This is a genomic window from Bradyrhizobium sp. T-12 (assembly GCF_058314695.1).
This window is the reverse complement of sequence record NZ_CM177756.1, coordinates 6,646,514-6,669,009: the sequence shown is the minus strand read 5'-3', so window position 1 is coordinate 6,669,009 and position 22,496 is coordinate 6,646,514. Positions and strand designations below refer to the sequence as shown.

Here is a 22,496-nt window from a genome sequence, read left to right as displayed (position 1 = left end):
TGGCAATCGAGGCAAGTCATGAAGGCGTATTTCATCGGCGGTGGCATTGGATCGCTCGCGGGCGCGGCGTTCCTGATCCGCGACGCGCAACAGGCGGGGCGAGACATCGTGATCTACGAGGCGCAGCCTCTGGTCGGCGGAAGTCTCGACGGCGCGCTGCTCGCGAACGGCGCCTATTCGCTGCGCGGCGGCCGCATGCTGACTACCGACCACTACGAATGCACCTGGGATCTGCTCTCCAGCATTCCCTCGCTCGAGCATCCCGGCCTCAGCGTGCGCGACGAGACCATCGCGTTCAACCTGGACAACCCCGCGCATTCGCAGGCGCGGCTGGTCGACCGCAACCGCTTCAAGGTCGATGTCTCGCATATGGGCTTCTCCGCGCGCGACAGGCTGGAGCTGCTGAGGCTGACTGAGGCCTCGGAGGAGACGCTCGGCGACAGCCGCATCACCGACTGGCTCTCGCCGAAGTTCTTCGAGTCCAATTTCTGGTACATGTGGCAGACCACCTTTGCCTTCCAGCCCTGGCACAGTGCGGTCGAGCTGAAGCGATACCTGCATCGCTTCATGAACGAGTTTCCGCGCATCGAGACGCTCGCCGGCGTCAAGCGCACCGTCTACAATCAGTATGATGCGATCGTGCGGCCGCTCGCCGACTGGCTGAAGCGCCAGGGCGTGCAATTCGTGCGCGGCACGCGCGTCACCGACATGGCGATCGAGAGCGAAGGCGGACGCTTGCGGGTGCGCCAGCTCGTGCTCGACCGCGACGGCCGCATCGCCAATGTCCGGCTCGAGGACGACGATCTCGTGTTCTTCCAGAACGGCTCGATGACGGACGCCTCGAGCCTGGGCTCGATGACCGAGCCGCCGTCGCGCCTGACCAAGAAGGAGAGCCAGGGCTGGGCGCTGTGGGAGACGATCGCGCAAGGCCGTCCCGAGTTCGGCAATCCCGCCGCCTTCAACTCGTCGATCCCCGAATCCTATTGGCTGTCCTTCACCGTCACCTGCCGCGATCCGCAGTTCTTCGACCGGATGGAGGCGTTCTCCGGCAACAGGGCCGGCACCGGCGGCCTCGTGACGTTCAAGGATTCCAACTGGCTGATGTCGGTCGTGCTGTATCACCAGCCGCATTTCGCAGGCCAGCCGAAGAACGTGCAGGTGTTCTGGGGCTATGCGCTGCATCCCGACCGCGTCGGCAATTTCGTCGGCAAGCCGATGTCCGATTGCGGCGGCGCGGATATTTTGAAGGAGCTGTGCGGCCACTTGAACTTCGATGCGAGCGTGCTCGACGACGCGATCTGCGTTCCCTGCCGCATGCCCTACATCACGAGCATGTTCATGCCGCGTAACCTGACCGATCGGCCGCTGCCGGTGCCGAAGAATTCGGTCAACCTCGCTTTCGTCAGCCAGTTCGTCGAAATCCCCGACGACGTCGTGTTCACCGTCGAATATTCGGTGCGGGCAGCACAGATGGCGGTCTATCAGCTCATGAAGATCGACCGCCCGGTGCCGCCGGTGACGCGGCACGACAAGTCGCTCGCGGTGATCTTCGCGACGCTGGAAAAGGCGTTCGCGTGATGCCGGTTCGGCGGCGCTGGTGCCTGCGATCGCGGCTATGGCGCCGCCAGCGGCAGGGCGACGTGAAAGAAGGCCGCCTGAGGGCGCGTTCTCGGCCCAGATCCGCCCGCCATGCGCTTCGACGATGGTATGGGCGATCGACAGGCCGATGCCCATGCCTTGCGCCTTGGTCGTGAAGAACGGCTTGAATATCTCCGTCACCTTCTCTGCGAGGATTCCGTCACCGGCATCGGCGACGGAGACGAGGGCCAGATTGCCCTCGGCGAGACCGGTTCGGCCGACCACGCGGCGCCGCTTGTTCGGTAGATGGGCCACCGCATCGATGCCGTTCATGGCCAGATTCAGAATGGCCTGCTGGAGCTGAACCTTGTCGCCCTTGACGCGGATATCCGCGGGCGAGGGCTCCGTCACGAGCTCGACATCGTGCGTCAAGGCCTGCACGGAGAGGAAGCGAAACACCTCGCCGACCATCGCATTGAGGTCGAGCTCGTGCCGTACCGTCGGGTCTCGTTTCAGAAACGCACGCAGCCGGCTGATGATTTCGGCTGCCCGCTGATCGTCTCGGCGAATGTGGGCCAACATGTCCTCGATCTCGCCGAGGTCGGGAGCCGGATTTCGCAATATCTGCTGGGCCGACTCGGCATTGATCATGATGGCGGCGAGCGGCTGGTTCAGCTCGTGGGCGAGCGAGGCAGACATCTCGCCGACGGTGGCGCGACGATTCAAGTGAGCGAGCTCCGACATGCGCTGCCGCGCTTCGACCTCGGCCACGAAGCGCAGGTGGCGCTCGCGCAGCAGAATCGCGATCATCATCGCCTGCAGCAGAACGATGCTCGCAACGATGGTGACGTGCCAGTGATACTGCCCCCAGAAGGTCGGTTCACGGAAACGTACCTCGCTGCCGGGGGGCAGATTGGCCTCGTTCACGTTCCAGCGCTTCAGCTGGCGCCAGTCGAAGATCGGTTTCACGTTGTCCCCGCCGAAGGGGACGATGTTCGACGGCGCTTCGCCGTCGAGTATCCGCATGGCGACTTCGCCGGCTTCCCGTCCGATGATCTCCGGCATCAGCAGGAAGCCGCCGACGCCCGATCGCCCGAGGAATGTGTCGGACGTGATGACGATCGGACGGTTCGCAGTCTCGGCGACGAGCGCGAGCGCCGACGCCGGGGAATAATAGGTGCCTTCGCCGTCGGAATACATCGCGGAGGTCAGGATCGCGGAACGGTCCGGCAGCGAAGCGACTTGCTTGCGGACGTCGCGCAGCACGGCATCGGAGAGATCCATGACTTCGAGGCCCGGCATCATGGCCGCGAAGTCCTGCTTCCAATGTCCATACACCAGCGGATTCTTCCAGGCATCGCCCACGAGGACGACACGGGTCAGGTCTGGGACGATGGCGCGCGCAGCATTCAGCAAATGTGCTGGCGTCACGCGGGCGAAGACGGCGGTGGTATCGGGCAGAAACAGCGCGCGCGTATCGGGCAGATCGGGCACGAAGCCGTAGACGACCGGCGCGGCCGGCCAAATCTCCTGCTTGCGCTTTTGAAGGAATTTCGCCGATGTGACGCCAATGGAAACGATGACGTCGATCGGCCGCTGTGCATATTTGGTCCTGAGGTGGCCGACCACGCTCTCTTCATAGCCGGGTCCCGGGAAGCGGCTGAGATCGAGGCTCTCGCCGTAGATCACCGTGTCAGCCGTGCCGCTCTGCTTCGCGGCGGCGCGGATGCCGGCAAAGATCTCGGAATAAAACGGCGAGCGAAAATCGGCTTCTTCAAGAACCAGGATCGAACGCTGCCGCTTGCCCTCGGCCGCGATGCAGTCGCGCGACAGGCTTGCAAGCAGGCAGACGATCAGGATGCGCACCAGCCCGGTGATCATACGCGCGTTGCTGGACCGTCGGCCCGCCCCCACTGCGATCGCGTCTCCGCGATGAGAACGCTGGCGTGAGCATAACCGCCTCGCCTGGAGTTTCAACGGAGCGATGCGTGACGGTTGCGCTACCACGCAAGCCCAGACGAAGTGCCGCTACTTGAACGGATCCTGGATCGACGGCGAGGACTGCCGGATGCGGCGAACGCTCACCGGCGTACCGTCGGAGACGAACAGCAGTTCATATCGACGGCCTTCGTTGTCGGTCGCCGAGCAGGTGACGTCGGTCACCTTCCTGGCGGCGAAATTGCCGGTTTGGCGGCAGAGGCCGGTGGAGGTCTGCTCGGCCGGCACCGGCAGGCCATCGACCTTGGGGCGGTCCTTGGAGTTGAGCAGCATGCGGTCGATCGGCAGCTCGTAGGAATTGTCGTCGGCGCGCTTGCCGTTCTCGCCGGAGAACGACACCACGTGGCTGTCGTCGGAGGGATCGTCGACTGCGACCGCGAAATTGACCCGGCCCTTGTCGCCATGGGCGTAGGCCACCGTCTTGCAGGCAAAGGCGCGGCCGGCGACCTTGAGCGTCTTGCAATGGCCCGACATCAGCGCCAGGAGGTCGATGAGGGCATTCTGCTGCGCCGGCGGATTGTTGACCGGGATCGGTTCGGAAGTCTCGGCAAAACAAGGACTTGCCAAGGGCATGGTCAAGATCATGGCCATGGCGAAGAGGACCGGTCGGCGAAGGCGCATCGTCGGGCTCGTGTGCCGGAGGGCCGTGGCGGCGGAAAAGGTCCGCACCATAACGATCGAACCGCAAATTGGTTGCGATCCCGTTTGTTCCGCAAGACCGTTCTGGAATACCACCGCGCCACCCCGACGGCGATTCGCCGCAATCGCCCAACCGTCCCGGCCGGCACTTGCCGTCAGGCCGGTGTTTTTTTCGTGGCAGAGCTAGCCCATCGCCGCCTGCCAGCGTGCATCGCGAAGCGAGGGGCGGCGGTGCAGGCGGGCGTCCAGCACGGCGCGGGCGCGGGGCAGCTCGCCGCTGCGCATGAGCGCGACGATGTAGGTGTCCTCGACCAGTTCGCGCTGGGCGTGGCTGCCGCCGATCCGCACGACCTCCGTGAGGACTGGCGCGAGCGTTTGCACGCATGAGGCGTAGTCCTCATCGGCAAAGGCCGCCAGCGCGCGGAAGATCGCCGGCACCACGGGGCCGGCCGGCAACCTGCCCTCGGCGAGCCGCTGCTCGATCACCGCAAGACGTGCAGCGAGCGCCTCCTGATTCTGCGTCGCCGCCGCGAACAGCGCCATGTGGACGTCAGCGAAAGGCAGGCTCGACTTCGGAAACAGTTTTTGCGCAGTGGCGTCGGCTTCAGCCCAGAGCGCCTTTGGTACGGTGTGGCCGTAGGCCGACAGGCGCCACAGCAGCGAGGCGGCATCGGTGATGACGTTGAGCGGCGGCGCTTGCGTGGCTGTGGGCTGGAGCACGTCGGCATAGATCGCGAGCGCGCGGGCCGCATCGTCCTGCTCGAGCGCGCCGAGCGCCTGGTGCCAGCGAATGTGGCCGTGCAGGATTCCGGCGCGGTCGTAAGTCGGAATCCACTCGCCGACGAGGCGGTCGGCCGCGTCGATCGAGCCGTCCTCGAACATCGCATGCAGCACCGCATGCGCGGCATGGGCGTTCGTTCGACGCAGATTGAAGCCGCGCTCGGTCACGCTGCGGCCGCGCGCAATGTCGCCGTTCTCGGTCATCGCCCAGCCGGCCATGGTGAGAAACCACCAGTCCTCGCCGTAATGCTGCTTGACGCGCTCGCACAGCTCATGCCGCGCGCGATCGTGGTCCGCCATGCCGGAGAAGGCGAACAGGCCGAAGGCGCCGAGTGGCAGCGACAGCACCAGGGCATCGCGCGGCCAGCTCTCGACATGCTTCAACGTCGCTGCGATCGCTTCCGGCAGCCGGCCCTCGATCGCCAGCCCCAGCGTCTCGACATGCGAGCGCTCGCGCTCCGTGCCGCGCCTGGCGGCCAGCTCGCGCGCGAGCGCCGCCTTCTGACGTGCGAGATCGCCCTGCTGATAGAAGGCGTGCACGCGGGCACGGGCGATATGGGGAAGCGCAAAATCCGGGTCGGCCGCAATGGCGCGCTCCAAGGCCTCTGCCATGCCGGTCCAGCCCGCGAGCATGAGGTCCACGCCCTCGCGATAGGCAGAGGCAGCCGCATCGGATGCGGTGGAGAGCGGCAGGCCGTAGCGGTCTTCGTGGAGCATGATCCTCTCCGAAGTTCACGCCGTCCGCGCGCGGCGGCCTTCGATCGGGTAGGCGGGGTCGTTGTAGCCCGGCGTCGACGGATGGCCGGGAACGACGAGCCGGTCGATCAATGCTTCGTCATCGGCGGTGAAGCGATAGTCGAGCGCGCTGATGTAGCCGTCCCACTGCTCCTCGGTGCGCGGCCCCGCGACGATCGAGGAGACGAAGGCGGAGTTGAGCACCCAGGCGACCGCGAACTGGCCGGCTGTGATGCCGCGCCTCTCCGCGTAAGTCTTGATCTCCTGTGCGAGCTGAAGCGATTCCGGCCGCCATTCGGTCTGCATCATGCGGGTGTCGTTGCGTCCCGCGCGCGTCTCCTTGTCGGGGGCGGCGTCCGGCTTGTACTTGCCCGTGAGCACGCCGCGCGCCAGCGGGCTGTAGGGCACGATGCCGAGGCCGTAATAGGAGCAGGCCGGAAAATGTTCGACCTCGGGCATGCGGTTCATCGCGTTGTAATAGGGCTGGCTCACCGCGGGACGGTCGATGCCGAGCCGGTCGCAGATGTTGCAGATCTCGGCGACGCGCCAGGCGCGGTAGTTGGAGACGCCGAAATAGCGCACCTTGCCGGCGCGGATCAAATCGCCCATCGCGCGCACCGTCTCCTCCAGCGGAGTCGCATGGTCTTCCTTGTGCAGATAGTAGATGTCGATGTGGTCGGTGCCGAGCCGCGTCAAGCTTTCGTCGGCGGCCTGCAGCACCCAGCGCCGCGACAGGCCGACGCGGTTGGGATCGTCCCCCGTCCCGGTGGTCATGGGGTTGGCGAGCTTGGTCGCAAGCACCCAGGCGTGGCGGTTGCCTGCGATGGCGCGGCCGACGACCTCCTCGGATGCGCCCTTCGAATAGGCGTCTGCGGTGTCGATGAAGTTGATGCCGGCATCGCGAGCTTTCGCGATGATCCGCTTCGATGTGGCTTCATCGGTGGGCCCGCCGAACATCATGGAGCCCAGACAGATCGGCGACACTTTCAGGCCGGAGCGGCCGAGCTGACGGTATTGCATGGGCGATTTCCTCGATCGTTCGATTGAGGGCAGCATAGCCAGCTACGTCGGTCATTGCGAGCGCAGCGAAGCAATCCAGAGCTGCGTCCGCGGGGAGATTTCTCGATTGCTTCGCTGCGCTCGCAATGACGCGTACGCCGGTGCCCTGCAATCGGTGTCATCGCCCGCGAAGGCGGGCGATCCAGTATTCCAGAGGCGGCAGTGATCGAGCAGAGAGGCCGCGGCGTACTGGATTCCCCGCCTTCGCGGGGAATGACAGCGGTGGGTTTGGTGGCAACGGGGGCCGCTGACGCGCGCCTACCCCGGCCCCTTCAGGATCTTGAACACGCCGTTCGCCATCACGATGCAGCGGTCGTCGACCGTCACTTCCGTGCTCATGAAGATCAGGCTGCGGGTCGAGCGCACCACGCGGGGACGGGAAATGAGGATGTCGCCGATCTGGCCGGCTTCGACGAAATGGGTGTCGAGCTGCACCGTCGCCATGAACTCCTTGCCGGAGACGTAACGGGCGGTCATGCCGCAGGTGCGGTCGGCGAAGGTCATCATGACGCCGCCCTGGACCATGCCGCGGCGGTTGTGGTGCTTGTCTTCGGTGGCGAGCGCGAACTCGTAATGGCCGTCGACCTTGCGCTCCCACAGGGGACCGACCAGGTGCATGAAGCCGGTGGTCTCGAGGATGCTCCAGCCCTCTGATTTCAGCCTTGCGGCGGCCTTGTTCGTCATCTTCAGGTTCATCCCTGCAACGCTGTCTCTGCTCGTTTCATCAGATGCGGTCCTGGTGTAGTCAAGCATCATGAGACCTTTCGGCGATGCCACCAGACGGAATATCGAAGCGGCCTGCGCGTCCTTCGCACGGCTGCCTGACGAGGCCGAGCCGTCGGCGCTGAAGCGCGCCGCGGTGGTGCTGGCGCTGACCGAATCCAGCGACGGTGACGACACCGCCTTCCTCCTCACCAGGCGCGCGTCGAGCTTGCGCTCCCATCGCGGGCAGTGGGCGCTGCCGGGCGGACGCTGCGATGCCGGCGAGACGCCGGTCGAGGCGGCGTTGCGCGAGCTGGATGAAGAGCTCGCGCTAAAACTTTCAGCCGACGCGGTGCTCGGCCTGCTCGACGATTATCCGACCCGTTCCGGCTATCTGATCACGCCGGTCGTGGTGTGGGCGGCGGGCCGTGCCGCGATCTCGCCGAACCCGGACGAGGTCGCCTCCGTCCATCGCATCGCGCTCGACACGATCGAGCGCGATGACGCGTTCGATTTCACCGCGATCCCCGAAAGCACCCGCCGCGTGATCCGCTTCCATCACCAGATGAGCCTGATCCACGCGCCGACGGCGGCGCTGATCTACCAGTTCCGCGAGGTGCTGGCGGGGCGGCACACCCGCGTCACCGACCTGGAACAACCGGTATTCGCCTGGAAGTGATGGTAAACGGCGCGTTAACGTGACGGTTACCGGATGCCTGCTAAGAGGGCGGCATGCATCGATCGATTCGAAACACATTGGCGCTGGTTCCACTCGCGCTTGTCCTGGTCACACCCATCGCACATGGCGGCGAGTTGGACGCGCTGCCGCCCGGCATCCGCGACGCCAACGCCCAGCTGCTGTCGCAGTTTTTCGCGCAAGGTGGCGCTTCGCCCGCCATGCTCGAATATCGCCGCAAGCTCGCGGAGTACCAGGCGGCGCGCGCGGCGTTCGACGCCGAGGCCGGCGCCTATTGGAGCCAGATCTCCGAGAAGCGCAAAGGCCGCAACGCCAAGCGGCGCAGCGGGCAGCAGGTGACGCTCGACGATTACGTGCTGGAGCATCCGCCGCTCTATAACGGGCCGAAGAAGCCGGTGAATCCGGAGCCGGAGGAAACGCCGGACCGGCCTGTCAAAAAGCCGATCCCCGTCGTCGCCGATTTCCTGCGCGCGGCGCAGGAGCTCTACCAGTTCATGCCGCAGCGACCCACAAGCGAGGTCGAGTTCAAGCGCGCCTATGCGCGCTACGCGCTCGCCTCCGGGTTGACCCGCGAGCAGGCCGTGCGCGTTTATTCGTTCGAGACCGGCGGCACCGGCACTCACGATGTGCAGGCGGGAATCGAGCATGGCGGCAAGCGAGCGATCTCGACCGCGATGGGCTACAACCAACTCCTGACCACCAACAGCGTCGAGCTGCTGGCCGAGCAGGGCCACGAGCTCATTCGTGCGCTCTCCGACAAGGTGGCGCGGACATCAGGACCGGCGCGGCAGTCGCTCGAGCACAAGCTCGTCGTGCTGAAGAAGATGGTCGCGCATGCCAAGGCGGTGCCCGACACCTGGTCGGAGCACGAGAAGATCGGCAACACCGCGCAGGGCTGGGCCATGCATGCGATGGTGCTCGACATCGATGTCGGGCCGATGCTGCAGACCCACAAGCTGCTGACCTCGGTGCTGTTCGCCCGCGCCAAGGGCTACACCCGTCCGCTCACCGCCGCCGAGCTCGAGATGATGAACCTCACCGGCGACGGCACCGGGCTCGACATGGTGACGATGCCGCAGGCGATGCGCGAGCAGGTGCCGACCTCGAACTTCTTCCAGCGCGGCGGCTACGAGCGCAACCCGGTCGCGATCCGCCACAACACGGTGGCGAAGCTGCTCGCGGTGACGGACGATCGGATGGATGCGAACAGCAGCAAGCCCGGCGCGAGGGAATTGGCGGCGGCATTTTAGCAATCCGCCGCCGTAGCGACCTGCCGCAGGGTTGGGCAAGTCGAAGCGTGCCCACGCACCTTCTGCGATGGAGAGAGATGGTGGGCACGGCGCAAGGGCGCCTTTGCCCACACTACGACAGCTTCGTTTGTGGCGAGAGCCGCAGCCCTTACTGATCCGGGCCGAACTTGAACTTGCCGTCGCCTTCCAGATACGGGCCGCTGCGCATGTAGAGCTGGCCGTTGTGACCGATGAAGAACAGCGTGCCCTTCGGCACTTTCTTGGCGCCCTTCAGCAGTTCGCCGGCATTGCTGGTGCCCATCTTGTAGGAAAAGGTCTTGCCCTCCTTGTCATAGGCGTAGCCGGTGTCGGGCTTGAGCTCCCACGGCGTTGCCGGGGCTTGCGCCAATGCGGGCGCTGAAAAGGCGCCGAGTGCGACTGCGATTGCAAATGGCTTGATTGAAAATGCCGTCATTCCCATCCTCCCACGGTCGGGACATCCGGGCTTGAACAAATCACGAACGGTATGTCCGGGTCAATTTGCGAAAGCGCCGCAGCACATCACGTCTTGCCCAGCAGTTTGTGATTTTCCCTTCGTCCCCTCGCGACTATGTTCCGCTTTCCGTCTAGAACGCAACTCGACAAAATTATTGGCAGGGATGATTCGGATGCGCCATGGGATTAAACTTTGCTGGGCTGCGGCATTGTCGTTGACGGCCCTGGTGCCGGCCGCCCGGGCCGATGACTACCAGCTCAGCCACAACCAGCGCATTTCGTGCAGCCGCGGCCTTGCCCCGGGCAAGCTGAACACGGCGACCTGCAAGTCCTACACCTATCTCTTCAATTCCAAGACCTCGGAATATTTCCGCTGCCAGGTTTCGCTGGCGCTGACCCGCGACAACAAGGAAGTCATCAACGTCCAGACCGACGGCGGCTGCACCAAGAAGCCGCGCATCTTCGAGACCGACGGCAAGTATGATTTCGACGCGACCGAGACCGAGCCGCCGAACACCAACTCGTTCTTCGGTCCCGGCGGCTATTCGGTGTGGGCCGCCGACGTCGGCGCGCAGAAGATCCGCGGCTGCATCACCATCTCCTCCGGCCTCGGCTCCGACATCTCCAAGTGTCTGGACATGACGTTCCAGTGAGACCGGGATCGCGCGCCCGAATCTGACGCGTTCCGGCCGCGCAGCGGCCGCTGCGCCACGTCGCCGCACCCGCCGGTTCCCGAAAAATCGAGCCGGATCGGCCATTTACCGCAGCCCAGCTTTATCTTTTGGATGGGTTGACCCGCTCGCGTCATCCGGCCAATTTCGCGGCCGGTTTGGGGAGAACAACAACCATGAAACGGACCATTTTCGGCGCGGCCGCGGCTCTTGCTCTGGCGGCGTCGGCACCTTGCGCGCAGGCGCAATCCTTTATCAACGTGCTGACCGGCGGCACCTCCGGCGTCTATTATCCGCTCGGGGTCGCGATCGGGAAGATCTACGGCGACAAGATCCCGAACGTGAAGACGCAGGTGCAGGCCACCAAGGCGTCGGTCGAGAATCTGATCCTGCTGCAGCAGGGCCGCGGCGAGCTGGCATTCACGCTGGGCGATTCGCTGAAGGCGGCCTGGGACGGCGAGGAGGAAGCGGGCTTCAAGACCAAGCTCGACAAGCTTCGCACCATCGGCGCGATCTACCCGAACTACATCCAGATCGTCGCGACCACCGAGTCCGGCATCAAGACGCTGGCCGACCTCAAGGGCAAGAGCCTTTCTGTCGGCGCGCCGAAGTCCGGCACCGAGCTGAATTCGCGCGCCATCCTGTCCGCGGCCGGCATGAGCTACAAGGATCTCGGCAAGGTCGAGTATCTGCCGTTCGCCGAATCCGTCGATCTCATGAAGAACCGGCAGCTCAACGCGACGCTGCAATCGGCCGGCCTTGGCGTTGCCTCGCTGAAGGACCTGTCGACCTCGAGCCCGATCACGGTGGTGTCGGTGCCGAAGGAGACGGTCGACAAGATCGGCCCGCCCTTCGTCTCCGCGATCATTCCGGCCAACACCTATGCCGGCCAGGACAAGGACGTGCCGACGGCGGCCGTGATCAACTATCTCGTCACGAGCTCAGCCGTGTCGGACGACCTCGCCTATCAGATGACCAAGCTGGTCTACGAGTCGCTGCCGGAACTCGTGAATGCGCATGCCGCCGGCAAGGAGATCAAGCTCGAGACCGCCGCCAGCGGCAGCCCGGTTCCGCTGCATCCCGGCGCGATCCGCTATTACAAGGAAAAAGGGCTGATCAAGTAATCAGCCTCATCCGCCGACGTCATGCCCGGGGCAAAAGCGCGAAGCGCGTCTTCGCGCAGATGTCCCGGGCATCCACGTTCTTAGAGGCACCGTAAGCCGTGGATGGCCGGGACAAGCCCGGCCATGACGTATGCGGCAGCAGTGCCGGTGCTATTATCGCCCTCACGGGCTAAGGACGATTTAGATGCTGGAAAAGGCAGAGGCCACCCAGGCCCCCATCAAGGTCGAGTTCGACAATTTCGAGCACGGTTTCCCCGAAGGGTTCGGCCCGGGCTGGTGGGGCGCGCTCGCTTATTGGATCGGCATCGCCTTCGCCACCTTCCAGCTCTATGTCGCCGCCTTCAACTATCTGCCGAGCCAGGTGGTACGCGGCGTCCATGTCGGCTTCCTGGTGCTCCTCACTTTCGGCCTGATCGCCAATTTCACCGCGAAGAGCAATGCCGGCCGCGCGCTCGGCTGGGTGATCGGCGGCGCGGGCTTCCTCTGCGGGCTCTACCAGTGGATTTTCTACGCCGACCTGATCGCGCGCGACGGCGATCCGACCCGGCTCGATCTCGCGGTCGGCACGGTGCTGGCGGTTTTGATCTTCGAGGGCACGCGGCGCCTGATGGGCGCGGCGCTGCCACTGATGTGCGGCGCGTGCCTCGTCTACTGGTTCTTCGGCCAATATCTGCCGTCGCCGCTCAACCATCGCGGCTACGATTTCGACCAGGTCATCACCCATCTGTCGTTCGGTACCGAAGGCTTCTACGGCGTGCCGATCTACGTCTCGGCGACCTACATCTTCCTGTTCATCCTGTTCGGCTCGTTCCTGGAGCGCGCCGGCATGATCCAGCTCTTCACCGATGTTTCGCTCGGGCTGTTTGGCAGGACCCGCGGCGGCCCCGCCAAGGTTGCGGTGTTCGCTTCGGGCATGATGGGCACGATCTCGGGCTCCGGCGTCGCCAACGTCGTCACCGTCGGCCAGTTCACGATTCCCTTGATGATCAGGTTCGGCTATCGCCGCGCCTTTGCGGCGGGCGTCGAGGCGACGGCCTCGATGGGCGGGCAGATCATGCCGCCGGTGATGGGCGCGGTCGCCTTCATCATGGCCGAAACGCTCGGCGTGCAATATTCGGAGATCGTCAAGGCGGCGGCGATCCCCGCGATCCTCTATTTCGCCTCGGCCTTCTGGATGGTGCATCTGGAGGCCGGCAAGCACGGCCTCGTCGGCATGAAGCGCTCGGAGATCCCGAGCGCGTGGAAGGCGCTGGTGACGCGCTGGTATCTCGTGCTGCCGCTCGCCGCGCTGGTCTACATGCTGTTCGAGGGCTTCACGCCGCTTTATGCCGGCAGCATGGGCCTTGCGCTCACGGTGGCGCTGATCCTCGGCACCGCCATCACGACGGGCGCCTCCTCCAATGCGATCCGCATCATCTTCTGGGTCGGCCTTGCGCTCGTCGTCGCTGCGCTGTCGCGTGACGGTCTCAAGATCGTGCCGGTCGCGGGCGTCGTCGTCGGGTTGATCCTGATCGCCGCCTTCGTACGCGGCGGGTTCAAGGCGTTGCGCGAGTGCCGCGACGCGCTCGCCGAGAGTGCGAAATCCGCCATCACCGTCGGCATGGCCTGCGCCATCGTCGGCGTCATCATCGGCATGATGTCGCAGACCGGCGTCGGCACCATCTTCGGCGGCTGGGTGATCGGGCTCGGCGAGAAGAGCCTGTTCCTGGCGCTGATCATGACCATGCTGCTGTCGATCCTGCTCGGCACCGGCATTCCGACCATCCCGACCTACATCATCACCGCCGCGCTGGCCGCGCCCGCGCTCGCCAAGCTCGGCGTGCCCCTGATCGCGAGCCACATGTTCGCGTTCTATTACGGTATCATGGCCGACCTCTCGCCGCCGGTGGCGCTGGCCGCGCTCGCGGCGGCGCCGATCGCCAAGGAGAATCCGGACAAGATCGGCTGGGAGGCGATGCGCATCGCGCTCGCCGGCTACGTCATCCCCTTCATCTTCGTCTATTCGCCCGCCTTGATGCTGCAGGCCGGCGATCCCATGGCTGCCAAGCTCGGCTTCTACGGCGCGGTCGCGCTGGCGAGCCTTAAGGCCTTGGTGGCGATCGCCCTGTTCGGCATGGTCGCGATCGGCTTCTTGTTCACGCGGTTGACGCTGATCGAGCGCCTGGTCGGGCTTGGTGCCGCGTTCTGCCTGCTCGGCGAATTTGCGTTCAGCGACACCGCCGGATTCGTGCTCGCCGCGGCTCTCGTGCTGTGGCAATGGCGGCAGCGCCCGCCGGCGCCGGTCGAGGCGGTGTGAGCCTCTGCTTCGCCACGGCATTCGGGGTGAAGGCGCTGACGCTGTCCGCCTTCACGCTGGTCTGGACGCATTCGATCGCCAAGATCGACTGGCAGGAGGATTGGCGCGTCACGCCCGCCGGTCTCGAACTGGTGCAGGCCCGCGTCAAGGGCACCGGCCCCGGCATGGAGCCGCCGCCGGAGGCACGGCTGGTCGACGGCTGGTTTCAGTGGCAGCCGAAGCGGGCACCGATGCAAGAGGTGGTGCTCGGCAATTCCGGCGCGGCGGGCGAATGGCGGTTGTGCCATGACGGACAGTGCCGGACGTTGTCGGAGATTGTCGGACATCCCATTGGTGCTAACGTGACGACGATGAAGGTGTGCGACGATCCGTAGCCCGGATTACGCCTCGCTTCATCCGGGCTACAAGAACAACAACAAGGAGACACAAATGGATCGGCTCAAGGGCAAGGTTGCGATGGTGGTGGGGGCCGGCTCGATCGGGCCCGGCTGGGGCAATGGCAAGGCAACCGCGGTGACCTTTGCGCGCGAGGGCGCGCAGGTGTTTTGCGTCGACCGCAACGGCGCCGCTGCCGAGGAGACGGCGAAGATCATCACCGGCGAGGGCGGCAAGGCGACGGCCTTCACGGCCGATGTGTCGCGGGCGAGCGAGATCGAGGCGATGGTGGCGGCGTGCCTGAAGGCCTATGGCCGCATCGACGTGCTCGACAACAATGTCGGCATCGCCGAGATGGGCAGCGTGGTCGAGGTGACCGAAGAGAGCTGGGACCGCGTCTTCAGCGTCAACCTCAAGAGCGCCTATTTCGCCATGAAGCGCGTCATTCCCGTCATGGTGAAGCAGGGCGGCGGCTCGATCATCAACATCTCCTCGATCGCCTCGATCCGCCACATGGGCATTTCCTACGTCACTTACGGCACCTCCAAGGCGGCGATGAACCAGATGACCCGCACCACGGCGATCGAGTTCGCGCGCCATCATGTGCGCGTCAACGCGATCCTGCCCGGCCTGATGAAGACGCCGATGGTCGAGCATTCGGCAGGCCTTGCCGCCAGCTACGCCAAGGGCGATGTCGAGGCGATGTGGCGCGCCCGCGATGCGCAAGTGCCGATGGGCCACATGGGCGATGCCTTCGACGTCGCCAACGCCGCGCTGTTCCTGGCGTCGGACGAGTCGAAATATGTGACCGGGATCGAGCTCGTGGTGGACGGCGGCATCACGTGCAAGGCGGGGGCGTAGGCGCCCACACTCTGCCGTCGTCCCGGCGGCTGCGCCGGTCCGGGACGACAGCGGTGATTACTGCGCCAGCGCCAGAATGCCGCCGGCAAACGAATGCCAGGCCGCGGTCTCGCTGATCGGCCAGTTCAGCACCTTCACCGCCAGCAGCGCGAGCGTGCCGTAGATGTAGACGGGATGCACGCGGCCTTCGGTGCGCCAGTCGCGCACCATCGCGACGACGAGCAACAGCGAGGCGACGACGGCCGGCGCGATCGTCACCGGCACCGGGGGCGGGCCGGGCGGTCCCGGAGGCGCCAGGAAGGTCAGGAACCAGCGCGCGATCGCGGCGTCGAGAATCGAAACCGCGGCCAGTAGCATCAGGCGCTTGTGAACCTCGGGCTTGCGCGTGTTCATGATCGCCAGCACGAACACCACCGCGAAGAATGCGATGCCGCTCATCGGCACGATCGAGAAGCCGATGCCCGCTTCGCGCTGCCCGAGCGCGGCGGAATGCTGCATCACGTGCACGGAGGCAAGGAAGCCGAAGATGGTCATCGCAGTCGCGAGCGAGACACCGGCAATGCCGAGCGAACGGTGATTGACCACGCGGCCGGAGGCCGCGAGCCAGGTCTGCAACACGAAATAAAGCGACCAGGTGAAGAACAAGAATCCGTGAAAATGAATCACCGGGCTTGCGGAGAGCGTCCGGTGGGCGAGCGGGACCCAATAGGTCGGCGCAAAACCGAGAAAGGCGGTGGCGGCGCAGGCCAGAGCCATGTGCAGATAAAAATATCGTGCAGGCGACGCATCTCGCGCGCGTACACGACGGTCGTCGGTCAGGGTCGTCATCAGGAGTGAGTCTGGGAAGGAGTGGTTTGGTTCAATGCCGGCTGTTCCCCCTCCACTGTCGCTACCTCATCCCCCTGCGCTCAATTCTGCGCGATCGAGTTCCTCCTCGATCCGGTGGAAGGCATCGTCGCCGATCACCTCGGTGGCGCGGAGGTCGACGATCGATTTGCGAGCGGCTTCGATGGCGCGGCGGCGCAGGGGATCGGCGGGCAGTTCGCCATTGGCGATGCCGCCCTTGGGATCGCTCTCGGCCTGCATCAGGACGGCGCGATATTCGAGGCGCAGGATCTCCGCTTCCTCGGACGGATCGCTCTCGATCGCATCGAGCGCTGCGCGATAAGCGACGGCGCGTGCGTGCGCGACCTCGGTGCCGACGGGATCATCATCCCTGAGGCCGAACGCAAGGATCAGCGGCCGCAGCGTCAGGCCTTGGATCACCAGCGATCCCAGCACCACCGCAAAGGCGATGAAGACGATGAAGTCGCGCTGGGGAAAATTCTCCGGCAGCGCGAAGGCAGTGGCGAGCGTGACGAGGCCGCGCATGCCGCACCAGGAGATGATGAGGCCGCCCTTCGGCGAAGCGACGGCCCTGGGGTCCTTCGGATGATAGATTCCCTGTGCGACCAGCACGCGCAAGGTGGTGCGGTAGAACGTCACCCAGAGCAGCCGGACCAGCACCACGGTGAGCAGGATCCAGGCCGCAGCCACGCAATATTCCCAGCGCACGTCCGCATCCAGCCGTGTCCAGATCGGCCGCATCTGCATGCCGATCAGCATGAAGGCGAGCACGTTGAGCACGAACACCATGGTCTCCCAGACCGCGTAAGACGGCACCCGCAGCCGCGCCGGCATGCGCATCCCCGCCGAGCGCGCCATCGTCATGGCATAGACCACGATGGTGAGGATGCCGGAGAGGCCGAGATGCTCGGCGGCGATCCAGACCATGAAGGTGGTGGCGAACTGCACGATGATGGCACTCGGCGCCTCCGTCACCCGCTCCAGGAACAGCGGAATGATGCGGCCTGCGAGCAGGCCGGCGACGACGCTGCCGACCAGGGCCAGCGCCATGGTCGGTGCAATCTGGCTCCACGTCAGATGCTCGGTGGCGACCGCCCCGACCGCAATGCGATAGATCAGCAGCGCACTGGCATCGTTGAGCAGGCTTTCGCCCTCCAGCACCTTCACCATGCGGTGGGGCAGCTTGACCTGGCTCAGGATCGCGACTGCGGCAGCTGCATCGGGTGGCGCCACGATCGCGCCGAGCGCAACCGCGGCGGCCCAGGGCATCTCGGGCATCAGCCGGTGCGCAACGACGGCGACGCCGGCCGTGGTCAGGCCGACCGCCGCGACGACCAGGGTCGAGACGGGAACCCAATTGTTGCGCAGATCGCGCAGCGAGGTGTCGAACGCGGCGTCGAGCAGGACCGGTGCGACAAAAAGGGCCAATGCCAGGTCGGGCTCCAGCGTCCAGGACGGGCTGGAGGGCACGAAGGCGATCAGCGCGCCGCCGATGGCGAGAAAGGTCGGGTAGGGGACCTTGATCCGCCGCGCCAGCGCCGATAAGGCAACGGCGCCGAGCAGCAGCACGATGATCCATTCGAATGTCGACACGATGATCCTCGAACTCGATGTGAGCGGTGCCACAAGCCAGCACCAATCGGGCCGTATGATGGATAGTACGGCCCCGAGGCAAGTCTTGATGGCAAGTCCTAAAGGCAAGTCCAAAAAGGCAAGACGTAAGGCAAGACCGAAAGCAAGACTTCTGACCGCCATGAGCATGCGTTTTCGAAAACTCATCCAATCGTCAGGTGCATTGTTGCTTTGCGCGCTCCCGCTCGCCGGCGCGAAGGCTGCGACCGGCGGCGAGCCGGCTGCGGTGATCCAGGTCGATGTCGCATCGTGCCTCGCGGCGACCGCGGCCGACGACATGGACAAGGCCGCCACGGCCTGTGCCGCCGTGATCGACAATGAGAAGACCGCGAAGGGGGATCTGATCAAGGCGCTGATCGCGCGCGGGGCGCTCTTTGCGCGGCACGGTCAGGTCGATCGCGCCATCGCCGACGACAGCCGCGCTCTCCAGCTCGACCCCACGCTTGCCGACATCTTCAATGCGCGCGGCGAGCTCTGGCTCAGGAAGGGCGACAAGCCCAAAGCGGTGCAGGATTTCGGCGCGGCCCTGAAGATCGATCCGAACCACGAGAAGGCCAAGGCCAACCACAAGGCGATGGCGCGCGAGATAGAGCGGATCGGCGCGCAGATGGCCGTCGCCGGCAAGCCCAGCTTCAATTGCGCACGAGCGCGTCGCGCGGTGGAAAGAGCGATCTGCGGCAATCGCGAGCTCGCCGATCTCGACCGCGAGATCTACGGATCGCATGTGCGTGCGATCCGGGAGGCGCCCAATCCGGCGGCGGCGAAGAAGCTCCAGCGTGAGCAGGACGCGTTCATCGCCCGCCGCAACGCGGCGTATGGCCGGCCGGGGTACGATCTGAAGAAGGCGATGCAGGAGCGGGTGCAAGAGATCAACGGGGTGGACGGATATTGAGCGTCGTCGCCTTGTGAGAGTTCGTCATGCCCGGGCTTGTCCCGGGCATCCACGTTCTTTCCGTCCCGGGGGCTAGACGTGGATGGCCGGGACAAGCCCGGCCATGACGACGACGACAGGCCCGAATTGAACCCATCCCTTTCCCGCCGCGACAATGGTGAAAACCTGACGTCACGGAGTCCTCTGTCATGTGCGGCACGCATTTTTCCGCGCAAATCTCTTCGTTTACCAAGACATCGCTGCGCATCCTTCTCGCTGGCGCGGCCATGAGCTTCGTCGTTGCAAACCCAGCCTCCGCCGGCACCGATTGTGTGATGGGCAGCAAGGCTCCCCCGGCCGAGCTGATCCCGGCCTGCGCCGTCATCATCGACCAGGCGGCCAATCCCACGTCCGACCGTGCCGCGGCATTGCTGGTTCGTGCCGACGCCCATGCCCGGACTTCGGGCGGCCTCACCCAGGCCTTGCGCGACATCGACCGCGCCATTGCGCTCGACGGCAAGAATGCAAAGGCCTGGCGCCTGCGCGGCGACTTGCTGCGCGAGGCCGGCGGCGATCTCAATCGCGCCGCGGCCGATCTCAGCAGGGCGATCGAGCTCGATCCTTCGGATGCGGAGGCTTACGGGCTGCGCGGCGTCGTCTACACCAATCAGCGCCGGCTCGACCGCGCGCTCGCCGATTACGATCAGGCGATCAAGCTGAAGCCGGATGACGCGCAGGCCTGGTCCGACCGCGGCGCGACCTATTATCTCGGCGGCGACAACGACAAGGCGATCAGGAATTTCGACGAGGCCCTGCGGCTCGATCCCAACCGAGCCCGCACCTATTCCAACCGCGGCGCGGCCTGGAAGAAGCTCGGCCAGTTCGACAAGTCCGTTGCCGACAATAGCGAGGCGATCAGGCTCGATCCGAAGCAGCCGGAATATTACGACAATCGCGGCCTCGCCTATGCCGCGATGGGCGAGTACGACAAGGCCATCGCCGATTACGACCAGGCGATCCGGCGCGAGCAGCGCGCGAACTTCCTGACCAATCGAGGCGATTCCTACCAGTTCAAGGGTGAGCTCGGCGCTGCCTTGAGCGACTATGATGCCGCGCTCAAGCTCGATCCGAACTTTGCGAAGACCTACAACAACCGCGCCGTGCTCTACAAGAAGATGGGGGAGCGCGCGAAGGCCCTGGCCGATTACGAGGCGGCCCTGCGGCTCGATCCCGCCAACGACAATGCCGCGAGCGGTCGCCGCACCATGATCGCCGAGATCGCCAAATTCGGCACCGAACCGCCGCGGGCGCTGAATGCGGCGTCCGGTAACGGTCCGTCCTTCGCATGCGCGACCGCCAGGCGCGAGGTCGAGAAGGTGATCTGCGCCGATCCCGACCTCGGCGTGCTCGACCGCCAGATCGCCGAGACCTGCGCGCGCGTGCTGAAGACGGCGAGCAAGCGCTCGGCGAGCGACCTGCGCAAGACCCAGCGCGATTTCCTGACGACGCGCAACACGAGCTTCGGCCGCCCGGGCTATGACCTCAAGAAGGTCATGCAGGAACGCTTGCAGAAGCTGAATGCGATCGAGAGCTGAGCGGACCGAGGTCGCGCAGCTGGCTTGGCTACCTCTCCCGCTTGCGGGGGAGGTACACGCGCTCGAAGAGCGCGGCGGGTGGGGGCTCTCTCCCCTTGGGGATTACCTGCTAGGGCCTCAAGCAATCCCGACGCGGAAGCATCCCCACCCCGGCCCTCCCCCGCAAGCGGGAGAGGGAGCGCACCGGCCAATGCCGCGCGAACTCTACCTCAGAAGACCCATCCTTTTCAGCTTGAACCGCGGCCCGTTCCCGGGAAAATAGCCCTCAAACAAGGCCGGCGATTGATCCTGGTCATGGCGGCACGCCCGCCCTGCCACGAGGCTCAAAGCCAGCCGAATAAAGGGAACGGGAGCGCGGGAATGAACATCCAGGGCAAGAGTCTCTATCATGAGGTCCATGCGCGCTCGCTCGCCGACCCCGAAGGCTTCTGGGCTGAGGCGGCCAAGGAGATCGACTGGATCGAGCCGCCCAAGACGATTTTCGATCCCAGCCAAGGAACCTACGGCCGCTGGTTCACCGGCGGTGTCGTCAATACCTGCTACAACGCGCTCGATCGCCATGTCGAAGGCGGCCGCGCCGGCCAGGTCGCGCTGATCCATGATTCGCCGTTGACGGGCAGCGTCACCAAACTGACCTATGCCGAACTGCTGAACGAGGTGCAGGCGCTTGCCGCCATCATGCAGGATTTCGGCGTCGCCAAGGGCGATCTCGTCATCCTCTATATGCCGATGGTGCCGGAGGCCGTGGTCGCGATGCTCGCCTGCGCGCGGATCGGGGCGGTGCACTCCGTGGTGTTCGGCGGCTTTGCCGCGAAGGAGCTCGCCACCCGCATCGACGACGCGCAGCCGAAACTCATTCTGTCCGCAAGCTGCGGCATCGAGCCCGGCCGCATTGTGCAGTACAAGCCGCTGCTCGACGAGGCGATCAAGCTTGCCGGCAGCAAGCCGAAAGCCTGCATCGTGCTGCAGCGTCCGCAGCTCACCTGCGATCTGGCGCCGGGAAGGGACTATGATTGGGCGAGCCTGCGCCGCAAGGCGCTGAACGACGGCAAGAAGGCACCTTGCGTGCCTGTGGCCGCCACCGATCCGCTCTACATCCTCTACACCTCGGGCACCACGGGCATCCCCAAGGGCGTCGTGCGCGACAATGGCGGTCATCTCGTCGCGGTGAAATGGTCGATGTTCAACCTCTATGGCGTCAAGCCGGGCGAGGTGTGGTGGTGCGGCTCAGACATCGGCTGGGTGGTCGGCCACAGCTATATCGTCTATGGCCCGCTGCTGCATGGCGCGACCACGATCATGTACGAAGGCAAGCCGGTCGGCACGCCCGATGCCGGCGCATTCTGGCGCGTGATCTCCGAGCACAAGGCGGTCGCGTTCTTCACCGCGCCGACCGCGTTCCGCGCGATCCGGAAAGAGGACCCGGAAGGAAAATTCATCCGGGAGTACGACCTCTCGAAGTTCCGCACGCTCTTCTTGGCCGGCGAGCGCGCCGATCCGCCGACGGTCGAATGGGCGGAGCAGCAGCTGAAGGTGCCGGTGATCGACCATTGGTGGCAGACCGAGACCGGCTGGTGCATCGCCGGCAACCCGGTCGGGCTCGGCATGCTGCCGGTGAAGCACGGCTCGCCGACGGTGCCGATGCCGGGCTACCAGGTCGACGTGGTCGACGAGGCGGCAAAGCCAGTGGGGCCCAACACCATGGGCTCGATCGTCATCAAGCTGCCGATGCCGCCGGGCTGCCTGCCGACTCTGTGGAATCAGGATGCGCGCTTCAAGGAAGCGTATTTGAGCGAATTCCCCGGCTATTACAAAACCTCGGACGCCGGCTACAAGGACGAGGACGGCTATGTCTTCGTCATGGGCCGCACCGACGACATCATCAACGTCGCCGGCCATCGGCTCTCCACCGGCGGCATGGAGGAGATTTTGGCCTCGCATCCCGACGTCGCCGAATGCGCCGTGCTCGGCGTCAAGGACGCGATCAAGGGCGAGGTGCCCTGCGGCTTCCTGGTGCTCAAGGCCGGCGTGAAGCGTGCCCCGGCCGAGATCGAGAAGGAGATCGTCGCGCTGGTGCGCGACAAGCTCGGCCCCGTCGCCGCCTTCAAGCTCGCGATCACCGTCGGCCGCCTGCCCAAGACGCGCTCCGGCAAGATTCTGCGCGGCACCATCAAGAAGATTGCCGACGGCGAATCCTGGACCATGCCGGCAACGATCGAGGATCCCAAGACGCTCGAGGAGATCGGGGACGCTCTGAAGGGGCGGGTGTGAGGTTTGCTCTGGCGGTCATGCTCGTGAGGTGCAACTTTGCTT

The 22,496-nt window shown here is 65.2% G+C and carries 18 protein-coding genes and 1 pseudogene; 11 read left to right on the top strand and 8 right to left on the bottom strand.

Annotated elements, in window-relative coordinates:
* The first annotated feature begins 18 nt into the window (after positions 1 to 18).
* On the top strand, positions 19 to 1,578 hold the full coding sequence (locus AC0WRY_RS31740; RefSeq protein ID WP_194404649.1) for an oleate hydratase: 1,560 nt from the start codon (positions 19 to 21) through the stop codon (positions 1,576 to 1,578).
* 132 nt (positions 1,579 to 1,710) lie between these two features.
* Here the strand turns inward: AC0WRY_RS31740 and AC0WRY_RS31735 are convergent.
* The 5 genes and pseudogenes from AC0WRY_RS31735 to AC0WRY_RS31715 form a co-directional block, all read right to left on the bottom strand.
* A pseudogene (locus tag AC0WRY_RS31735) lies at positions 1,711 to 2,229 on the bottom strand (sensor histidine kinase); the annotation flags it as partial.
* Between the two features lie 1,377 nt (positions 2,230 to 3,606).
* Positions 3,607 to 4,197, bottom strand: coding sequence for a hypothetical protein (locus tag AC0WRY_RS31730; protein WP_491122333.1), 591 nt, complete (start codon positions 4,195 to 4,197; stop codon positions 3,607 to 3,609).
* 201 nt (positions 4,198 to 4,398) lie between these two features.
* Positions 4,399 to 5,712 carry a tetratricopeptide repeat protein gene (locus AC0WRY_RS31725; RefSeq protein ID WP_491122332.1) on the bottom strand — a complete coding sequence of 438 codons (1,314 nt, stop codon included), beginning with the start codon at positions 5,710 to 5,712 and terminating at the stop codon, positions 4,399 to 4,401.
* A 15-nt stretch (positions 5,713 to 5,727) separates the two neighbouring features.
* Positions 5,728 to 6,750 carry an aldo/keto reductase gene (locus tag AC0WRY_RS31720; protein WP_491122331.1) on the bottom strand — a complete coding sequence of 341 codons (1,023 nt, stop codon included), beginning with the start codon at positions 6,748 to 6,750 and terminating at the stop codon, positions 5,728 to 5,730.
* A gap of 297 nt (positions 6,751 to 7,047) precedes the next feature.
* On the bottom strand, positions 7,048 to 7,473 hold the full coding sequence (locus AC0WRY_RS31715) for a PaaI family thioesterase (protein ID WP_194404644.1): 426 nt from the start codon (positions 7,471 to 7,473) through the stop codon (positions 7,048 to 7,050).
* A gap of 70 nt (positions 7,474 to 7,543) precedes the next feature.
* Between AC0WRY_RS31715 and AC0WRY_RS31710 the strand changes: the two genes are divergently transcribed.
* Both AC0WRY_RS31710 and AC0WRY_RS31705 read left to right on the top strand, forming a co-directional pair.
* A complete protein-coding gene (locus AC0WRY_RS31710) occupies positions 7,544 to 8,170 on the top strand; it encodes an NUDIX hydrolase (RefSeq protein WP_491122330.1) in 627 nt (208 codons plus the stop codon).
* Positions 8,171 to 8,223: 53 nt separating this feature from the next.
* Positions 8,224 to 9,438, top strand: coding sequence for a hypothetical protein (locus AC0WRY_RS31705; RefSeq protein WP_491122329.1), 1,215 nt, complete (start codon positions 8,224 to 8,226; stop codon positions 9,436 to 9,438).
* Between the two features lie 148 nt (positions 9,439 to 9,586).
* Here the strand turns inward: AC0WRY_RS31705 and AC0WRY_RS31700 are convergent, their stop codons facing one another.
* Positions 9,587 to 9,892 carry a hypothetical protein gene (locus AC0WRY_RS31700; protein WP_063203784.1) on the bottom strand — a complete coding sequence of 102 codons (306 nt, stop codon included), beginning with the start codon at positions 9,890 to 9,892 and terminating at the stop codon, positions 9,587 to 9,589.
* A gap of 193 nt (positions 9,893 to 10,085) precedes the next feature.
* Here AC0WRY_RS31700 and AC0WRY_RS31695 point away from each other — a divergent pair, with 193 nt between their 5' ends.
* The 5 genes from AC0WRY_RS31695 (at position 10,086) to AC0WRY_RS31675 (ending at position 15,239) form a co-directional block, all read left to right on the top strand.
* Positions 10,086 to 10,565, top strand: coding sequence for a hypothetical protein (locus AC0WRY_RS31695; RefSeq protein ID WP_194404641.1), 480 nt, complete (start codon positions 10,086 to 10,088; stop codon positions 10,563 to 10,565).
* A gap of 194 nt (positions 10,566 to 10,759) precedes the next feature.
* The gene (locus AC0WRY_RS31690; RefSeq protein ID WP_194404640.1) at positions 10,760 to 11,707 is read left to right on the top strand and encodes a TAXI family TRAP transporter solute-binding subunit; all 948 of its coding nucleotides are present in this window, start codon (positions 10,760 to 10,762) and stop codon (positions 11,705 to 11,707) included.
* 184 nt (positions 11,708 to 11,891) lie between these two features.
* Positions 11,892 to 14,003, top strand: a complete 2,112-nt coding sequence (locus tag AC0WRY_RS31685) for a TRAP transporter permease (protein WP_491122328.1) — start codon at positions 11,892 to 11,894, stop codon at positions 14,001 to 14,003.
* The gene (locus AC0WRY_RS31680) at positions 13,964 to 14,377 is read left to right on the top strand and encodes a DUF1850 domain-containing protein (RefSeq protein WP_491122327.1); all 414 of its coding nucleotides are present in this window, start codon (positions 13,964 to 13,966) and stop codon (positions 14,375 to 14,377) included. The genes AC0WRY_RS31685 and AC0WRY_RS31680 overlap by 40 nt, the downstream gene beginning before the upstream one ends.
* A gap of 55 nt (positions 14,378 to 14,432) precedes the next feature.
* Complete coding sequence (locus AC0WRY_RS31675) at positions 14,433 to 15,239, top strand: SDR family NAD(P)-dependent oxidoreductase (RefSeq protein ID WP_491122326.1); 807 nt, start codon at positions 14,433 to 14,435, stop codon at positions 15,237 to 15,239.
* A 57-nt stretch (positions 15,240 to 15,296) separates the two neighbouring features.
* Here AC0WRY_RS31675 and AC0WRY_RS31670 read toward each other — a convergent pair whose 3' ends face one another.
* Entirely contained in the window at positions 15,297 to 16,067 is a 771-nt protein-coding gene (locus tag AC0WRY_RS31670) for a hypothetical protein (protein WP_194404637.1), read from the bottom strand.
* Positions 16,068 to 16,133: 66 nt separating this feature from the next.
* Complete coding sequence (locus AC0WRY_RS31665) at positions 16,134 to 17,711, bottom strand: cation:proton antiporter (RefSeq protein WP_491122325.1); 1,578 nt, start codon at positions 17,709 to 17,711, stop codon at positions 16,134 to 16,136.
* A 133-nt stretch (positions 17,712 to 17,844) separates the two neighbouring features.
* Between AC0WRY_RS31665 and AC0WRY_RS31660 the strand changes: the two genes are divergently transcribed.
* The 3 genes from AC0WRY_RS31660 (at position 17,845) to AC0WRY_RS31650 (ending at position 22,454) form a co-directional block, all read left to right on the top strand.
* Positions 17,845 to 18,609, top strand: a complete 765-nt coding sequence (locus tag AC0WRY_RS31660; protein WP_491123522.1) for a tetratricopeptide repeat protein — start codon at positions 17,845 to 17,847, stop codon at positions 18,607 to 18,609.
* Between the two features lie 188 nt (positions 18,610 to 18,797).
* A complete protein-coding gene (locus AC0WRY_RS31655) occupies positions 18,798 to 20,183 on the top strand; it encodes a tetratricopeptide repeat protein (RefSeq protein ID WP_491122324.1) in 1,386 nt (461 codons plus the stop codon).
* A 360-nt stretch (positions 20,184 to 20,543) separates the two neighbouring features.
* The gene (locus AC0WRY_RS31650) at positions 20,544 to 22,454 is read left to right on the top strand and encodes a propionyl-CoA synthetase (RefSeq protein WP_491122323.1); all 1,911 of its coding nucleotides are present in this window, start codon (positions 20,544 to 20,546) and stop codon (positions 22,452 to 22,454) included.
* The last annotated feature ends 42 nt before the right edge of the window (positions 22,455 to 22,496 follow it).